This window comes from Clostridium saccharoperbutylacetonicum N1-4(HMT), from assembly GCF_000340885.1.
Taxonomy (GTDB): Bacteria; Bacillota; Clostridia; order Clostridiales; family Clostridiaceae; genus Clostridium; species Clostridium saccharoperbutylacetonicum.
Window position 1 is genome coordinate 298313 of sequence record NC_020291.1, and the last position, 17431, is coordinate 315743.

At 31.5% G+C, this 17431-nt stretch carries 12 protein-coding genes and 1 riboswitch; of the genes, 9 read left to right on the forward strand and 3 right to left on the reverse strand.

Annotated elements, in window-relative coordinates; translation table 11 throughout:
- The first annotated feature begins 5 nt into the window (after window positions 1-5).
- The 5 genes from CSPA_RS01440 to CSPA_RS01460 all read left to right on the forward strand — a co-directional run bounded on the left by CSPA_RS01440 (window position 6) and on the right by CSPA_RS01460 (window position 7181).
- Window positions 6-743 (forward strand): ABC transporter ATP-binding protein, encoded by a 738-nt coding sequence (locus CSPA_RS01440; protein ID WP_017810868.1) that lies wholly within the window; start codon window positions 6-8, stop codon window positions 741-743.
- On the forward strand, window positions 734-2005 hold the full coding sequence (locus CSPA_RS01445; protein ID WP_015390436.1) for an ABC transporter permease: 1272 nt from the start codon (window positions 734-736) through the stop codon (window positions 2003-2005). The genes CSPA_RS01440 and CSPA_RS01445 overlap by 10 nt, the downstream gene beginning before the upstream one ends.
- 127 nt (window positions 2006-2132) lie before the next feature.
- Window positions 2133-4409, forward strand: coding sequence for an acid phosphatase (locus tag CSPA_RS01450; RefSeq protein ID WP_015390437.1), 2277 nt, complete (start codon window positions 2133-2135; stop codon window positions 4407-4409).
- 92 nt (window positions 4410-4501) lie between these two features.
- Window positions 4502-4615, forward strand: a riboswitch (SAM riboswitch).
- Between the two features lie 153 nt (window positions 4616-4768).
- The gene (locus tag CSPA_RS01455) at window positions 4769-5926 is read left to right on the forward strand and encodes a trans-sulfuration enzyme family protein (RefSeq protein ID WP_015390438.1); all 1158 of its coding nucleotides are present in this window, start codon (window positions 4769-4771) and stop codon (window positions 5924-5926) included.
- Between the two features lie 118 nt (window positions 5927-6044).
- Window positions 6045-7181 (forward strand): trans-sulfuration enzyme family protein, encoded by a 1137-nt coding sequence (locus tag CSPA_RS01460; RefSeq protein WP_015390439.1) that lies wholly within the window; start codon window positions 6045-6047, stop codon window positions 7179-7181.
- A 94-nt stretch (window positions 7182-7275) separates the two neighbouring features.
- Here the strand turns inward: CSPA_RS01460 and CSPA_RS01465 are convergent, their stop codons facing one another.
- Entirely contained in the window at window positions 7276-7761 is a 486-nt protein-coding gene (locus CSPA_RS01465) for a MarR family winged helix-turn-helix transcriptional regulator (RefSeq protein WP_015390440.1), read from the reverse strand.
- A 393-nt stretch (window positions 7762-8154) separates the two neighbouring features.
- On the opposite strand from CSPA_RS01465, the gene CSPA_RS01470 reads away from it, so the two are divergent.
- The 3 genes from CSPA_RS01470 (at window position 8155) to CSPA_RS01480 (ending at window position 13520) form a co-directional block, all read left to right on the forward strand.
- Window positions 8155-9453 (forward strand): TolC family protein, encoded by a 1299-nt coding sequence (locus CSPA_RS01470; RefSeq protein ID WP_015390441.1) that lies wholly within the window; start codon window positions 8155-8157, stop codon window positions 9451-9453.
- Between the two features lie 821 nt (window positions 9454-10274).
- Window positions 10275-12101, forward strand: a complete 1827-nt coding sequence (glmS, locus tag CSPA_RS01475; RefSeq protein WP_015390442.1) for a glutamine--fructose-6-phosphate transaminase (isomerizing) — start codon at window positions 10275-10277, stop codon at window positions 12099-12101.
- 435 nt (window positions 12102-12536) lie between these two features.
- The gene (locus CSPA_RS01480) at window positions 12537-13520 is read left to right on the forward strand and encodes a patatin-like phospholipase family protein (protein WP_015390443.1); all 984 of its coding nucleotides are present in this window, start codon (window positions 12537-12539) and stop codon (window positions 13518-13520) included.
- A 1330-nt stretch (window positions 13521-14850) separates the two neighbouring features.
- Here CSPA_RS01480 and CSPA_RS31040 read toward each other — a convergent pair.
- Complete coding sequence (locus CSPA_RS31040; RefSeq protein WP_241393354.1) at window positions 14851-14964, reverse strand: hypothetical protein; 114 nt, start codon at window positions 14962-14964, stop codon at window positions 14851-14853.
- A 207-nt stretch (window positions 14965-15171) separates the two neighbouring features.
- Window positions 15172-15927 carry an SDR family NAD(P)-dependent oxidoreductase gene (locus tag CSPA_RS01485; RefSeq protein ID WP_015390444.1) on the reverse strand — a complete coding sequence of 252 codons (756 nt, stop codon included), beginning with the start codon at window positions 15925-15927 and terminating at the stop codon, window positions 15172-15174.
- Window positions 15928-16146: 219 nt separating this feature from the next.
- Here CSPA_RS01485 and CSPA_RS01490 point away from each other — a divergent pair, with 219 nt between their 5' ends.
- Entirely contained in the window at window positions 16147-17034 is an 888-nt protein-coding gene (locus tag CSPA_RS01490) for an AraC family transcriptional regulator (protein WP_015390445.1), read from the forward strand.
- Window positions 17035-17431: the final 397 nt, after the last annotated feature.

Here is a 17431-nt window from a genome sequence, read left to right on the forward strand (position 1 = left end):
TTTATTTGAATAAAACTATAATAGAAATGAAAAATATAGTTAAAAGCTTTTATGTGGGTACTCCAAACCAATTGGATATTTTAAAAGGGATTAATATAGTTGTAAATGAAGGTGAATTTGTAGCTATTGTTGGAGCTTCTGGTTCTGGAAAAAGTACATTGATGAACATAATAGGGGCACTTGATAGGCCAACTTCAGGAAAATATATTTTAGATGGTACAGATATTGAGGATAAAACTGACAATGGTTTATCAGAGGTAAGAAACAAAAAGATAGGCTTTGTATTTCAAACCTATAATTTAATACCAAGAAGCTCAGCTTTAAAAAATGTTGAATTACCAATGCTTTATTATGGAATGAATAGACATGAAAGAAGGGAACGGGCAGAACAACTGTTAGAACTTGTGGGAATGAAGGATAGAATGAAACATCAACCTAATGAATTATCAGGAGGTCAGAAGCAAAGGGTTGCTATAGCTAGAGCTCTTGCTAATAATCCAAGTATTATACTTGCTGATGAACCCACAGGGGCCCTTGATTCAGAAACAGGAAGACTTGTTATGGATTTGTTTCATAAGGTACATGAAGTAGAAGGGAAAACTATAGTATTTATAACTCATAATCATGAGCTTGCAGAAGAAACAGAAAGAATTATAACATTGAAGGATGGAAATGTAGTATCAGAAGAGCAGAATGACAAGTTTATTAAAAAATTTCCAAATGGTGAAAAAATATGTTTATAAAAGAAAATATATTGCTTGCAATAGCAGGTATTAGAGCTAGTAAAATGCGTTCCCTATTGACTATGCTGGGAATTATTATAGGGATATCTTCTGTTATAGGAATTGTTTCTATAGGAAGTGCAATTACTTCTAAGGTTTCAGGGGAATTAGATAAACTAGGTGGAAATAATATGTATGTTCAGATTAGAGAGAAGAGTGAAGATGGTGGCGGCGGTGGATATTCCTCTAAAGAACCAGAAGATACTGATTTGCTCACCTTAGATCAAATAAATTCAATTAAGGAAGCATTTTCAGATAGAATTAGTGGTATAAGTATAGATACAAGTACAGGACAAGGAAAAGTTAAAGATGGATATTTATATGCTAACATATCAACAGTAGGAGTAAATGATGAATATAAAGATGTTAATAATATCAAAATGGTTAGTGGAAGATTTATTTCAGATAAAGATGTTAAAGGAACAAAGAAAACAGCAGTAGTTTCTGAAAAGCTTGTTAATAATATGTTTAAAGGTAAAACTAATCCTTTGGGCAAAGAAATTAAAGTGTATATACAAGATAATATTGAAACCTATGTTATTGTGGGAGTTTATGAATATGAACCACCTTCTTTTCTTGAAGGAATGGGGGGGACAGCATCAAAGGAAAAAGATATACAAACTAATTTATACATTCCTATAACAACAGCAAAAGCAGAACAAAAGTATAAGAATTATTATGGTTTTATGATTAAACCTAATGGGAATATTGATTCAGAGAAGTTAGTCAAAGATATAAAGAAATATACAGATAAGTTGTATAAGAGTAATAAATATTGGGAATTAGATGTTAGAAATCTTAAAAATCAAGTACAATCCTTCACCTCAATACTTAGTGCTATATCGGCAGCAATATCTGTAATTGCAGCTATTGCATTGCTAGTAGGTGGAATAGGTGTAATGAATATAATGCTTGTATCTGTTACAGAGAGAACAAGGGAAATAGGAACAAGAAAAGCTCTTGGAGCTAAAAGCAGCCATATTAAAATGCAATTTATAACTGAATCAGTTATAATATGTTCAATTGGTGGAACCATAGGAATAATATTGGGAATTGGAATGGGGATAATTGCATGTTTAGTATTGAATTCACCTATATCAATATCTATTCCAACTATACTAATAAGCTTCACTTTTTCCATGGCTATTGGGGTATTCTTCGGATATTACCCAGCTAAAAAAGCAGCAAATCTTGATCCTATTGAAGCATTAAGATATGAATAATGCACCAAGAATAAATTGGTATTTAACCTAGAATTAATAAGAATACAATTTTTATTAAACAAAACAGTTATAGAATATAGTGGATAAAATTATTTTATGAAAATTTATTAAGCGAGGGAAGATTAACATGAATTTTAATAAAAAAATTATGCCACTAGTTTTAGCAACTACTATAACTCAAGGGTTAATGCCTTTTAAGGCTTTTGCTGCTGATGATTTAACTCCACATGCAGGGGCATATGGGTACTTTGTTGATACATATATGCAAAATTCAGGAGGATATAAACCAGGAGATACTTCACCTGCAACTAATCCAGCGGTTGGTGCCTTATCACAATTTCTTAATATATTTACACCAGTATCAGGAACTGCTAATGGTGATGAATGGACTAGAGGTACAATATTAGATCAAGATATACATGATCAAAATATTAGTACCGTAATTGATATGACAGCAGGAAATACAACTCAAGCAGCTGTTACTACTACAGGGCCATTAGTTAGAGTATTTTTTGATGATCGTAGAAATGCAAGTTATAGTGTTACAGATGGTCTTGGAAAATATACAGATGTATTTAGAAATCTTGCTAATGCAAATACTGCAATTAATGGAGATATGCTACAGGATGCATTAACACAAAAAATAGCCAATGATGATGATCGCGAGGATAGTCATCAAAAGGGTCCTTGGGCAAGCGAAACTTCTGAGCTTGGAAACATGGTTAAATTAATCAATACTTTACGCGGGGGACAAGCTAGTGGAAATCCATCAAAGTATTTTTATCAATACATGCGACCATATCGTTGGAGTTCTGAGGTGAAATTACTTCCAACCTTAGCTCTAGATATAGGAAGTAATCCAAATAAGGATGGAGGTTTTCCAAGTGGACATACAAATGCTGCATACTTAGCATCAATTGGAATGGCTTATGCAGCACCAGAGCGTTTTCAAGAAATGCTTACACGTGCTTCTGAACTTGGAAATGATAGAATTATAGCAGGATATCATTCTCCCTTAGATGTAATGGGAGGACGTATGATTGGTACAGCACTTGCCGCATCAGCTTTATATGATCCAAACAATGCTAGCTTAAAGGCTGCTGCTTATAATGAAGCACAAACTAAACTTTTTACACAAGCAGGCACATCAGAAGATAGATTTAGTGATTATAAGAAGAATAAGGAAGATTATATTAAAAGATTAACTTATGGATTTGGACAAACTGGAGACACAACTATACCAATGAAAGTGCCAAAAGGAGCAGAAGTGCTATTAGAAACTCGTCTTCCATATCTTGATGTTAATCAAAGGCGCGATGTTTTATATACAACTGGTTTAGAATCTGGCTATCCATTATTAGACGATGCTGAAGGTTGGGGAAGGCTTAACCTCTTTGCAGCGGCAGATGGTTATGGAGCCTTTAATAGCAATATTACAGTGAACATGGAAGCATCAAAGGGTGGATTTAATGCTTCAGATAGATGGCGTAATGATATTTCAGGAAGTGGAACCTTAATAAAGCAAGGAACAGGAACTTTAAAATTAGGTGGAGATAATACTTATAGTGGTGGAACAGACATTCAAGGTGGTACTATTGAAGCAGATTCAGCTACAGCTTTTGGAGTAGGAAGTGTTTCAAATGAAAGTGGTACAGTTGTTGAAAATGTAGATGGATTAGTGAATATAAAAAATGACTATAATCAATCACAAAACAGTACACTTGAACTTTCTATTGGAAGCAAAGATGATGTGTTGGAGGTTGATGGTAATGCAACCTTCAATGGAAAGTTGAAGTTGGATTTTAGTAATAGTTATATACCTACAAGTGGTATGACTATAATAAAATTTAATAGTAATAACACAAATAGTAGATTTTCATCAATTGAAACAACTGGTTTACCAAGTAATTATGTAGTAAATCTTGTTTATGATAATAACTCTGTCAGATTATTAATAGGAACATCAGATTCTTCTTCAGGGTCACATCATAATTCACCAAGTAACCATACGAACGCAACTAACGATAATGTAAGCACTAACTCAGATAAAACTGCAACTGATAATGGTGTGACTAATAAAATTGCTACTGAAGGTAACACTGGATGGCAGCAAAAAAATGGACTTTGGTATAATTTGTCAAAAGAAGGAACAATAAATACTGGATGGCTTAAAGACACGGATGGCAAATGGTATTATTTAGATAAATCAGGAATGATGAAGACAGGCTGGGTTCAAAGTGGTGATGGAAACTGGTATTATTTAGATAAAACGGGGGCCATGCAGACAGGTTGGGTTAAGGATACGGATGGGAATTGGTATTATTTAAACCAATCAGGAACTATGGAGCATGATAAGTATATTGATGGATATTATGTTGGTTCTAATGGAGCGTGGGCAGAATAAATACACAAAATCGATAAATTTACTAATATTTATTGACATAAAATTTTTATTATGTATAATTAATAATAACAAATATATATTTGGATAAGTTAATCTTATTAAGAGTGGTGGAGGGACTGGCCCTTTGAAGCCCGGCAACCTGAAAGATTTATATAAATTTTTCGTTGGTGCTAAATCCTGCAAGATAATATCTTGAAAAATGAGAGGCATTAAGACTTAATGGAACTTATGGTTTATATAGTCACTTCTTGTTTTAGGAGTGGCTTTTTTTTATAACCTTCATCTATAAGATGAATTTATTCTTTAGCAGTAACAATAAATAAGTTTTAAGCAATATATAAATTTGAGGAGGCAAAAAAATGACAGTAAAAAAATCTTTTGAAACAATTGCAGTTAGTGGCATATCAGGTGGGGATGAAACTACAGGGGCAATAAGTTTTCCTATTTATCAAGCGGCTACCTTTAAGCATCATGGCTTAAATAATAGCACAGGTTATGACTATTCAAGAGCACAAAACCCAACAAGAGAAGAAGCAGAAAAAACCTTAGCAGTTTTAGAAGGTGGAAAATCAGCCATTGGTTTTTCATCAGGAGTGGCAGCAATAACAGCCTGTATACACTTATTTAAAACAGGGGATCATATACTTTTATCTGATGATTTATATGGAGGGACATATAGGTTATTTGATGAAACTTTTAAAGATTTTGGGTTAGAAGTAACCTTTGTTGATACAACAAGTACAAAAAATATATTGGAAGCAATAAAGGAAAACACAAAAGGTATTCTTATAGAAACTCCTTCGAATCCTATGATGAAGGTAACAGATATAAGAGCTACAGCAGAAATAGCTAAAAATAACAACTTACTACTTATTGTAGATAATACATTTTTAACACCATATTATCAAAAGCCATTAGAATTAGGTGCTGATATAGTAGTACATAGTGGAACAAAATTCTTAGGTGGACATCATGATTTACTAGCAGGTTTTATTGTTGCAAATGATGATAAAATATTGGAAAGATTGAGAAGAATTCATATGTCGACGGGAGCTACGTTATCACCTTTTGATGCCTGGCTTATTTTAAGAGGCTTAAAGACATTACACATAAGATTAGATAGATCACAGGAGAATTCAATAAAGATAGCTAAATTCTTAGAAAGTAGTCCTAATGTAGAAAAAGTTTATTATGTAGGGCTAGAAGCTTTTGAGGGATATGAATTGAATAAGCAGCAAGCAACAGGCTTTGGAGCAACACTTTCCTTCAGAGTTAAGGATAAAGAATTAATACCTAAAATTTTAGAGAGTGTTAAAGTAATAAGGTTTGCAGAAAGCTTAGGTGGGGTTGAAACTTTAATAACTTATCCATTCACGCAAACTCATTCAGAAATACCAGAAGAAATTAAGCAAAAATTAGGTGTTGATGAATATTTACTTAGACTGTCTGTTGGAATAGAAAATATAGATGACCTAATAAATGACTTAGACAAAGCGATTAATTCAATTAAGAGTTAGGAGTTATGAGTTTAAGGAGGAAAAGGCTGTGGCTTTTCTTGTAATATATTTTAAGAATTTGCAAAGCAAATTCAACATTAACAGTTAACTGTAAACTAAAAAGATTGGGGTGTAAATTATGAATTTTGGAACTAAATTAATACATGCAAGTGGAGATATTGATCCTACAACAGGATCTGTAAGTACTCCTATATATCAAACATCTACTTTTCATCAATTTGATATAGAGAATTTTGGAAAGTATGATTATGCTAGATCAGGAAATCCAACTAGAGATGTTGTAGAAAAACTAATAGCAGAACTTGAAGGTGGGGAATGTGGTTTTGCTTTTGCATCTGGGATGGCAGCAATTTGTTCTGTGCTCTCAATATTCTCAGCAGGAGATCATATTATAATTTGCGGAGATGTATACGGTGGAACATATAGGGCAACAACAAAATTGTTTTCTAGATTTAATATTGAGTTTACTTTTGTAGATGCATCAAATATTGAAGAAATAGAAAGAGCTTTCAAAGAAAATACAAGAGGACTTTATTTAGAAACTCCTTCAAATCCATTGTTAAAGGTAACGGATTTAAGAGCTGCTAGTAAGTTGGCTAAAGAAAATAATTCTATTACAATAGTTGATAACACCTTTATGTCACCATATTTGCAAAGGCCATTAGAACTAGGCGCAGATATAGTTGTGCATAGTGCAACTAAGTTTTTGGGTGGGCATAGTGATGTGATTGCAGGACTTGTTGTTACTAAGACAAAGGAACTTGGAGATAGGGTTTATCAAATACAAAACACATTTGGGGCTGTGCTAGGGCCACAAGATTCCTGGCTTTTAGTTAGAGGAATTAAAACTTTAAAAGTAAGATTGGATGCACTTCAAAAAAGTGCTCAAAAGTTAGCAGAATGGCTTGAAGCAAGAGAAGAAGTTGAAAAAGTATATTATTTAGGTTTAGCTTCAATGGAAGGGAGAGAGTTACATTTAGAGCAAGCTGATGGTGCAGGTGCGGTATTATCCTTTAAATTTAAAACTTTTGAAAGAACTAAAGTTTTCTTGAATAATGTTAAAAATGTAGCAGTTGCAGTAAGTTTGGGAAGTGTTGAAACTATAGTATCATACCCAGCTAAAATGAGTCATGCTTCAATTCCAAAGGAAGAAAGAGAAGTGCTTGGAATTACAGATACTTTAATAAGGGTTTCTGTAGGGCTTGAAGATATAGAAGACTTAATAAAGTCTTTTGAAGAAGCAATTGAAAAATAATATCAACTGTATATAGTTAATAATTAAATAGTTAAAAAAATGTACTTCATAAGTTAGATATAAAAATTATCGCTTTTGAAGTACATTTTTATTATTAGTAGATTTTTTTAAATAAAGTTATAAGGTTTAACATAGATTGGTTTAATAGCACTACATCATCATCAGAGAGTGCTGATATTTTTTCTACAAAGGAATTAGAAATAGCATCACGAAAAGCGTCTAGTAAATCATGAGCTTTTTGAGTTAATTCAACTCTAAGAACTCTCCTGTCATCAGAATCTGGGAATCTATTAACCAAGCCGTAATTAATTAAATTATCAATAATAGGAGTCATATTTGATTTTGATATTCCTAAGCTATCAGCTATTTGTGAAATAGGAGAGGAATTACAATGTAAAAGATAAAAAATAACTCGCCCATGTGAAGGCGGAATTGAAAAATCTTTACAACATCCGCGTGTATCGCTACGTGATGCTTGAATAATTTTATTTATATCTTGAGTTTTAAGTACATTATTTTGAATAATCCATAAAAAGTTCATTAATGAATCTGAGACTTTAAATAAATCATCTTTATCCATTTTTAAACAATCCTTCCTAAGATAGTGTATGAGTAGATTATAAACTATTAATAATTTGAAAACAAGGAAAAAAGTTATTGACTTATAATAGTTATGAAAATATAATCAAAATATATTAGTAAAAATATCAAGGTTGGTTATTAAATAGTATAAATGTAAGTTCAAATTAAGTTTAAATTAAGGGAAAAATAAGAAAATTGCTTTATAATTTAATTGAGAAGGTTTAATTTTAAGAGAGACTTAATTATGAAAAAATAAAATGTTATTTATGCAGGATGATTCCATAAAGTGGTTATATAGGTTAAAATTAAATCAGGTGGAATAGTCCCTTTAATAAGAAATATTAAGTGTATTTTATAGTATAACAAAATTTAATTAAAAAGGAGAAGTAACATGAGAAAGAATATAAATAAAATGGTTGCATTTGCAATTGGGATAAGTGTTATGAGCGGAAGTATAGTACCAGTATTTGCAGCAGATACTACACAACAAGTTTCTAATACAGTGACAAGTACACAAACAGTAAGTGGAAAACCACTTTTTACTTTAGATGAAGCTATAAAGGCTGCAATAAGTAATAGTGATATATTAGCAATTGATAATAAAAAAGTAAGTTATCAAGATAAAGTTAATGATGTAAATGAAAGAATAGAGGATATTACTCCTAACCTATCTAGTGATAAGAAAGATCTTAATAAGGATACTCGTAATAATTCACTTGATCAGGCTGAGCAACAAAGAGAATTTGATGAGGATTCTGTAGTACAAAAAACTACTAATGCCTACAATAGTATTGTCACAAGTCAAATGAAAATAGATAAAGCAGCAAGAGATTTAGCTGTTAAAACTAAGCAATTAAATGATGCAAAATTAAAAAATAATTTAGGACTTTTAACAGAAGTTGATTTGCAAGCTAATCAGATTCAAATTCAAAACTTACAATATGCACAAAATTATAGTGAAAATCAATTGAAGGATGCAATATATAGTTTTAAAGTGTTAACTGGAAAAGATGTGACTCAATATAGCTTAGAACAAGATATTCAATTTGATAAATTAAAAATAGATGGAGATGTAGATGCTTATTTTGATGAAGTTATAGATAAGGATTTGAAATATAAAGTAGAATTAAATAAGATTACTAAAGAGTATTATAATGATCATGACAACCAAGTATCTGAAAGGAATGTACAAGATGCAAAGACGAAAACAGATGGTGCAACAGTACCTGTAGCAATTACAGGTGAAACTTTGGAACAGTATATGGCTCGTTATAATCAATATGAGCAAGATAAAAGTGCATATTCAAATGCATTGTCAGCACGTTTAGGATATCTTAGTACAAAACTAAGTATGGATACAACTGATATATCTTTAAATATGACTAAAAAACAACTAAAGGATACACTAAGAACTTTATATACAAATCTCCTTGCACAAGAAGATAAGATTAATTCAACAAAGAGTAGTATAGAATTAACTAATAAACAGCTTAGTAATGCAAAGCTTAAGTATGATTTAGGACTAATGACTAAATCAGATTATGATACATTAGTTATTAATAGTTTAGATTTAAATATTCAATTAAGAAGTGCAATAGATAGCTACAATACTTTAAAAGAAGAAATACAAAAGCCTTGGATAGCTGCAGGTGGAGCTGCGTCAAGCGGTTCAGGAAATGCGGGAGCATAAATAATAGAAATGTTAAATTAAAATAAAATATTTATAGAAAAACATACTGGCATGAAGTTGATATTTTAAATATTGATTTCATGCCTTTGCTTTTTTTATTCAGCTATAATATGATGAAAAACAAAAATGTAGAATATTTAGAGGGAAGTCATATTATATATTTATAGACAAAAAAAAATTATATGATAAAATAATATCCAGGGTATAAAATATAAAAAAGAGGAGTGATAGTATAGAAAAGTGTTTTTAATTTAAAATAAAGCGCCAGAACTTAAGTGTACTACTTAATTAATAGTACTATGGTTCAAAATAAAAGGTGATTTAAATTTATTTTGTAAATACTATAGTAATTTTTTTAAGGAATTTAACTAGCTAAAGCTAGTTAACTAAGTTCGACTAACCAAATCATAGATTTGGAGTCTCACTTATCACTTGCCCGATTACACTGGGTAAGTTCTGCTAACTAAATCGAAGATTTAGAGCATCACTTAAGTTGACGAGGTTGGGGAGTTATCGAAACTTCGGCGGGTGCCCCACGGTATTTGCACTACCGTTAACAACTGGCAAAACTTTAAAGCGATTTAAAGAACAAATCCAGTTTGGTGTTAAAACCTTCTAAAGTTTAAGGCTTTAAGGGTACTAGGATAATTATGCCATTTTTTAATAGGCTTTTGTTTTGTAAATATTCATATAATAAAAATATGAATATGACAGGAAGCTTATTTTGCTAGTACAAAGTTTTAAATTTGGATAAACTTAATTTAAAAGATTTACTCAAATAATTTGTTAGAGTAAGTTTTAAAAAGGAAGGAAGAATTAATATGTGCGGAATAGTAGGATATTTAGGAAGCGGGAAAGCAACATCTTTTTTAATCAATGGATTGTCAAAGTTAGAGTATAGAGGATATGACTCAGCTGGAGTTGCTGTTCTTAATAAAGGAAATATTGAAGTTAGAAAATTTAAAGGACGTTTAGCTAATTTAGCAGATAATATAAAAGAAAATCCTGTTGAAGGTAACATGGGAATAGGTCATACAAGATGGGCTACTCATGGAGCACCATCAGATGCAAATTCTCATCCACATTTAAATAGTAAAGAAACAATTGCTGTTGTTCAAAATGGTATAATAGAAAATTATTTAACTCTTAGAACATGGCTTAAAGGGGAAGGATATACTTTTAAATCAGAAACAGATACAGAAGTAATTCCAAACTTAATTGATTACTATTATGAGGGTAATTTATTTGAAGCAGTTCAAAAGGCACTTAAGAAACTTGAAGGAAGTTATGCTTTAGGAGTTGTTTGCAAAGATGAACCAGACAAACTTATTGCAGTTAGAAAAGAGTGTCCATTAATAGTTGGACTTGGAAAAGATGAAAGTTTTATAGCATCAGATATTCCAGCAGTATTAAGCTATACTAGAGATGTTTATCTTTTAGAAGATCATGAAATAGCAGTGCTTACAAAAGATGGTGTTAAGCTTTTTGCTCAAGATGGAAGTGAAATTCAAAAAGAAATATACCATGTAACTTGGAGCGAAGATGCTGCAGAAAAAGGCGGCTTTGAAGATTTCATGTTAAAGGAAATTCATGAACAGCCAAGAGCAATAAGAGACACTTTAGCTGGAAGAGTTTCTATGGAAAATGAAATATTATTAAATGAATTAAAGATCACTAAAGAAGATCTTCAAAATACAGATAGAGTATTTATAGTAGCTTGTGGTACAGCATACCATGCTGGACTTGTAGGAAAGAATCTAATAGAATCACTTGCAAAAATACCTGTAGAAGTAGATATTGCATCAGAATTTAGATATAGAAATCCACTAGTTACTGAAAGATCTTTAGTTATTGTAATAAGTCAATCAGGAGAAACAGCTGATACTTTAGCAGCACTTAGAAATTGTAAAAATATTGGAGCTACAGTAATTGCACTTACTAATGTTGTTGGAAGCTCAGTATCAAGAGAAGCTGATCATGTATTATACACCCTAGCAGGACCAGAAATATCTGTTGCTTCAACAAAAGCTTATACAACTCAAATTATTGGTATGTATATGATGGCAATGACCTTTGCTAAGATTTTAGGTAAGTTAAAGAGTGATAGATTAGATAAATTAAAAGAAGAATTATTAAATTTACCAGAAAAAGTAGAATTAGTTTTAGAAGATAAAGAAAAAATCAAAGCTATAGCTAAGAGAGTGTATGAAGAAAAAGATATGTTCTATTTAGGTAGAGGTCTTGATTATGCATTAGCCTTAGAAGGATCACTTAAGCTTAAGGAAATATCATATATTCATTCAGAAGCATATGCTGGTGGAGAATTAAAACATGGTACTATAGCATTAATTGAACAAGGAACAAAGGTTGTAGCTTTATTAACTCAAGAAGCTTTAAAAGAAAAAATGGTAAGTAATATTGTAGAAATTAAAGCAAGAGGAGCAGAAGTAATTGGTGTTTGCTACGAAGGAACTAAGGGCTTAGAAGAAGTTCTAAATGATGTGGTTTATATTCCAAGAACAATAGATATTTTTGCACCAGTGCTTGGAGTTGCAGTACTTCAATTATTCTCATATTATATTGCTAAGTTTAAAGGCTGTGATGTTGATAAGCCTCGTAATTTAGCTAAGTCAGTTACAGTTGAATAGACTTTACGGACAAGCTCAACAAATTGTAGATTTATAACAAAGTTGTATCGTTTATAATAAAGTCGTATCATTTATAATAAAGTTGTATTAAAAATAATAAGAATGGTAATACTAAAATTAATGTTTAGTATTACCATTTAAATTAATTACATAAGGAAATTCATAGAAGACTAGACATTTTAAGTAAAATTAATGTCTAGCCTTTTGTTTATTTGGAGGTAAAATTAGTGGTAAAAAGGAAAAGATCAAAAGATATTGAGAAATTAATTAATGAAGTGATTGATATAAGAGAACAATATCCGTTACTTCCTTTGGAAGAGAATTTAGCTATTGTTCTAAAATAGAATTTTTATTAATAGGATTTTTTAGTATACAATGATTATATTAAATGAATACTACTATTAGATTAAGACTTAATAATAGGAGTGATAAATTATGCTAAAATGCGATGCAGTATTTCAAGGTGGAGGGGTTAAAGGAATAGGTCTTGTTGGCGCTGTAAAAGCTATTGAAAAAAAATATAATTTTGTTAATTTAGTTGGTAATTCAGCAGGTGCAATTGTAGCTTCATTACTTGCTGTAGGATATTCTGGTGAGGAAATTGAGCATGAACTTAAAAATTTAAACTATCTTAAATTTAAAGATGAAACACTTATTGATAAAATGGGCATACCAGGTAAGATTTTGAGTACAGTATTAGAATATGGAATATATGAAGGTAATTATTTTAGAAACTGGATTGAAGAATTATTTAAAGCAAAAGGTAAAACTACTTTTGGAGATATAAGAATGAATGATTCAACAGATGAGAAATACTCTTATAAATTCAGTGCAATTGCATCTGATTTAACAGAAAAAAAGATGATTGTAATACCTCAAGATTTAAAATATTTTGGTTTCGATCCCGATAAATTTAGTATTTCTTTAGCTGTAAGAATGAGCATGAGTATACCTCTATATTTTGAACCAGTTAAATTGCAAGATACCACTGGCAAAACTCATTATATTGTTGATGGTGGTGTTTTAAGTAATTATCCAATATGGCTTTTGGACGATGGTAGCAACAATCCGAAATGGCCTACAATCGGATTTAAGTTTTTTGAAAATACAAGAGAAGTACAACAAAGCAACAAAGACCATTCAATTTCATCTATTCTAGAGTATTGTGAAGATTTAGTAGATACTATGTTAAATGCGCATGATAAGCACTATATTTCTACAATTAAGGGAGATTTTGATAGAACTATTATGATTCCTACTGAAATTAACATAGACGGAAAAAATAAAAAAATAAATACAACTTATTTTGATATTACCCAAGAGGAAAGTAATGCTCTTTTATTAAATGGATATAATGCAGCAGAAAAATTTTTAGAAACTTGGGATTTCGATTTATGGAAAGAAAAATTTAGAAGTTAATATATTAATTTTGATTAATATTTGTTTTTTCGTGAGTTAGTCTGTTCGAGAATCTACCAAATTGAAATTACTCTAAATGTTGAAAGAATAATATAAAAACTGTGGTGACAGATATGAAATTTAAAGCTCAAGATACTATATTTGTTAAGCATGTTGACTATTTTCAGAGTATTCTTACAACTGCTTATATATTTGCGAATTTTAGCAAATTAATCAATTTTACTAAAACTCTTAATTGTGTATGAACAGTCCTGGTCTATATATAACAATTATTACATTACCTAATAGTGATTATGTAATCTGTAATGTACATTTCACTAAATTAAGGTGGTTCAGCAGAAGAAGAGAGAATTATTCAATATTTCTTTAAATACTGAGATAATCTCATCTTATTTTGATTACCAAGCTATATTCAAAATACTATAGATAAAAAATGCGAGCTTCAATAGCTGGCAAATGCTGTTCAATTATCTTTTTTCAAAAATAGATTAACCCTTTCAATAAAGTTTGTTCAAAATTATAAATATATTTTGATAAAATATTATCTTTCATCATTTTCATAAGATTGTTCCGATAAATATAGTACTCCAAAAATACTAAGGTAACACATTGGAAAACCTATAATAAAATATCCTATATGTTGAAAAAATAATCCAACAACAACAATTAGAATCACCTCCAATATATATATATAATCAACTACTTTTGTTCAAACTTTATTATAAAAATTCTCATGATACTCATATATTAAAATTAATGTTTTAATCAAAATTTGTTTAAAACATTAGTAATTTAGATTCATTATATTAAGCCATTTATAAACATATTTTTGATCAAACTTTATTCAAAACCTACACAAATTGTAGATTTATAACAAAGTTTGATCGGAATATTTATTATGGATATGCTATATTTTAGAGAATGTAGTATGGAAAAATTAAAAAAATATAAGAATGTAAAAAAATTGTACATTCTCATTTAAGGTGAGAGTGTACAGTTTTTTACTTTATTAGTGGATGGGGCGTGAATGGCAAAAAGAAAAAGAAATTTAGATGTAGCTAAAATACTTAAAGTTTATTAGCTTAAAACTTTTCGGATGTCTTCTAAATTATTTACATATTTTGCTTTTGTCCTTCAAATATCATTACAATTTAAATATTTTATAGTTGAATATATAGAGCTTGCGATAGCAACTATTCTCTCTATTACTGGTACATGTCTAACTTTATATCCACTTTGTTACTACAACCACATTTACAATGTTTAGTTATTATAAAGCTGCGTTCAGTCGACTTTCGAAGAAGATTGAGAATTGAGTCAAAATTTGAACTCAGCTTTTAATTTCATGTCTCCATTTCTTAGTTATATCAATAGTTGCAAGAGATAGTATTTTCCCTAATGACTTATCATTAGGGAAAACTGGTTTACTTTTAGTAAATTTCATAAGTTGGCGATTATAACTTTCCATTACATTTGTTTTATATATTATTTTTCTTCTAGATTATCCAATTCCTCTAATGCGACGTATTCTGTTGGACTTTATATACTAAATTTAAATCAGAATTAAATATTTTTAGATCTTTACTTAGAAATTGCCTTTGTAGGGTATATGCTTTTCAGTATATGACACGGCTGATAGTATTATCCCTTCTTAAAGCAAGTGTCCTCCAGACACTTCGATATCTTGGGCTGTGACCCATCCGAAATCATCGGATAGTAAGTTTACAATGACCTTGGCAAGATCTTCGGGGTGGCCTATTCGGCCGAATATAGATTGCTCAGCTAGCGGCTTAATGAATTCAGGATGTTTATCAAAGACTCCATCGCCAAAATTGCTGTGAGTAGGACCAGGAGAAACCGCATTGACACGAATTTTGCGCGGCGCAAGTTCTTTCGCGATATAGCGAGTCCAAGATGACAACGCTGCTTTTAAAGAGCCGTAGACTGAATAACCAGGAAATGATTGGTTCTTGGATGAGCTCGAGGTATTTACAATGGCTCCAGCATCTTCCATGAATTGCATAAGGTGTTGCGTTAAGAAAACGGGGCCTTTGAAGTTCGTATTAAGAATTTTGTCAAAATATTCTTCGCTCATCTCCAAGAACATCATTGGGCCACCTACACCACCATTATTTACTAAATAATCAAAAGTCGTTCTATTCCAAATTTCTTTGAGATTCCTCTTCACTTCCTGAACAAAACCTTCGAATGTTGATCTTTGAGTCAGATCCAGCTTCAGTGCTACAGCCTGAATTCCCTTATTCTTTTTAATTTCCTTAACAATGTCTTCTGCTCTATCTTTATAGGAATTGTATGTGAGGATGACACTAATTCCGCGTTTGCCAAGCTCAAGCGCAGTTGCTTTTCCAATGCCATTACTTCCACCTGTTACGATTGCAATTTTCATAATAAAATCCTCCTTGTTTTGTTGTTTAAATTTGATTCTATTTTATTCGTTTCTGCTGAAATAAACTAGATCTAATGGTACCATTTTATTGCCTAAAAGTATCACTAGTGATAAAAATCATTTGAATTACTCTGTATTTTTATCTTTTAGAGAGCCTAAAAATGCCATTGAGTTAGGAATTGTGTTGAAAAGCAGGAAGTCATGTGATAGAATACGTGTATGAATAAAGTTTTAGATGAAATTATAGATTTAATGAAAAGAGCAGGCACTCGACCAATAGAAACCGAAGTACCTGGGTTAAGCATGATTAAGGGAGATATTCCAGTACATCAGCTCGCAGCACTCTACAAGCCGATGGTTGGTTTTACGATTCAAGGAACAAAGATTCTTTTAATTGGTGAACATAGTGCTACAATGAAAGGACCTTCATATTACGTGTTGCCGATACATGTTCCTGCAACGGCGAGTGTACATCCAGACTGTGATGGGCGTCCGTACATGTCCCTAGGCCTTGAGTTAAACCAGAATGTTCTTCAGAGTTTGTTAAGGGATATTCCTGAAGATCTAATACCAACTGCTTCTGAGCATTTTGCAGCTTGTGAAATAGACATCGAACTCATGGAGGCATGGCTACGGTTATTGAGGTTAACAAAAACTCCAAGAGATATTCCAGCGCTTGCACCGGCTTATGAACGCGAAATACTTTATCGAGTTCTTATGGGACCGCAAGGGTGGTATCTGAGGCAACTTGGCTTGAGAGAAAGTAATTTTTCTAAGATTTCTCAGGTTGTAAAATGGCTTCGCGATAACTATATGAAGCCAATTGACATCGGTGAGATCGCATTAAAATACGGTATGGCTATAAATACCTTTCACCGTCAATTCAAACGGGCAACGGGTTTAAGCCCTATTCAATTTCAAAAGCAATTAAGGCTTTTGGAGGCTAGAAACCTCATGGCATTTGAGGGATATGCAGTAGCTAGTGCTGCATATGAAGTTGGCTATCAGAGCCCCTCACAGTTTAATCGAGAGTATTCCCGCTTTTTCGGTGCACCTCCAGCTAGGGACACTGAGAAGTTAAGACGAATTGAAGGTGCAAGGGATTAGCAATTAGTAAGTCGCTTATATCAAAGTAATTTAATTGCTACGATTAAGTTATTGCTGGTCATAATTTACTCACTCTTCAATATGATCGCTAAGAGGCTGATGCTTTTGTGTGGCCAGATCACCGGTTCCATGGCCAGAGAGGCAATCAAACGTGGAGAGCAGACAATGGTTGAAGTAGCTAAAGTAATTTGAAAAGTTCATTAAAGTGCCCGAATAAGGTAATGCCCGGAATAATACTGTTCTGGGTATTTTTTTCTTGGATTTAAAAGGTGAAGGTAGTACTAGCAACGGGCGAATGTGCTTAATATTTTAATGAATGTAATAACTGTTTGGAATACACTCTACTTAAGTGTATTTATAATATTTTTCGGGATATGTTTTAATCAAACTTTATTAT

Excerpts from the sequence above, each read along its gene's own strand:
- CSPA_RS01445 (WP_015390436.1), top strand. The coding sequence starts at position 734 with ATGTTTATAAAAGAAAATATATTGCTTGCAATAGCAGGTATTAGAGCT.
- CSPA_RS01450 (WP_015390437.1), top strand. The coding sequence starts at position 2,133 with ATGAATTTTAATAAAAAAATTATGCCACTAGTTTTAGCAACTACTATA.
- CSPA_RS01455 (WP_015390438.1), top strand. The coding sequence starts at position 4,769 with ATGACAGTAAAAAAATCTTTTGAAACAATTGCAGTTAGTGGCATATCA.
- CSPA_RS01460 (WP_015390439.1), top strand. The coding sequence starts at position 6,045 with ATGAATTTTGGAACTAAATTAATACATGCAAGTGGAGATATTGATCCT.
- CSPA_RS01465 (WP_015390440.1), bottom strand. The coding sequence starts at position 7,761 with ATGGATAAAGATGATTTATTTAAAGTCTCAGATTCATTAATGAACTTT.
- CSPA_RS01470 (WP_015390441.1), top strand. The coding sequence starts at position 8,155 with ATGAGAAAGAATATAAATAAAATGGTTGCATTTGCAATTGGGATAAGT.
- glmS (WP_015390442.1), top strand. The coding sequence starts at position 10,275 with ATGTGCGGAATAGTAGGATATTTAGGAAGCGGGAAAGCAACATCTTTT.
- CSPA_RS01480 (WP_015390443.1), top strand. The coding sequence starts at position 12,537 with ATGCTAAAATGCGATGCAGTATTTCAAGGTGGAGGGGTTAAAGGAATA.
- CSPA_RS31040 (WP_241393354.1), bottom strand. The coding sequence starts at position 14,964 with ATGAAATTTACTAAAAGTAAACCAGTTTTCCCTAATGATAAGTCATTA.
- CSPA_RS01485 (WP_015390444.1), bottom strand. The coding sequence starts at position 15,927 with ATGAAAATTGCAATCGTAACAGGTGGAAGTAATGGCATTGGAAAAGCA.
- CSPA_RS01490 (WP_015390445.1), top strand. The coding sequence starts at position 16,147 with ATGAATAAAGTTTTAGATGAAATTATAGATTTAATGAAAAGAGCAGGC.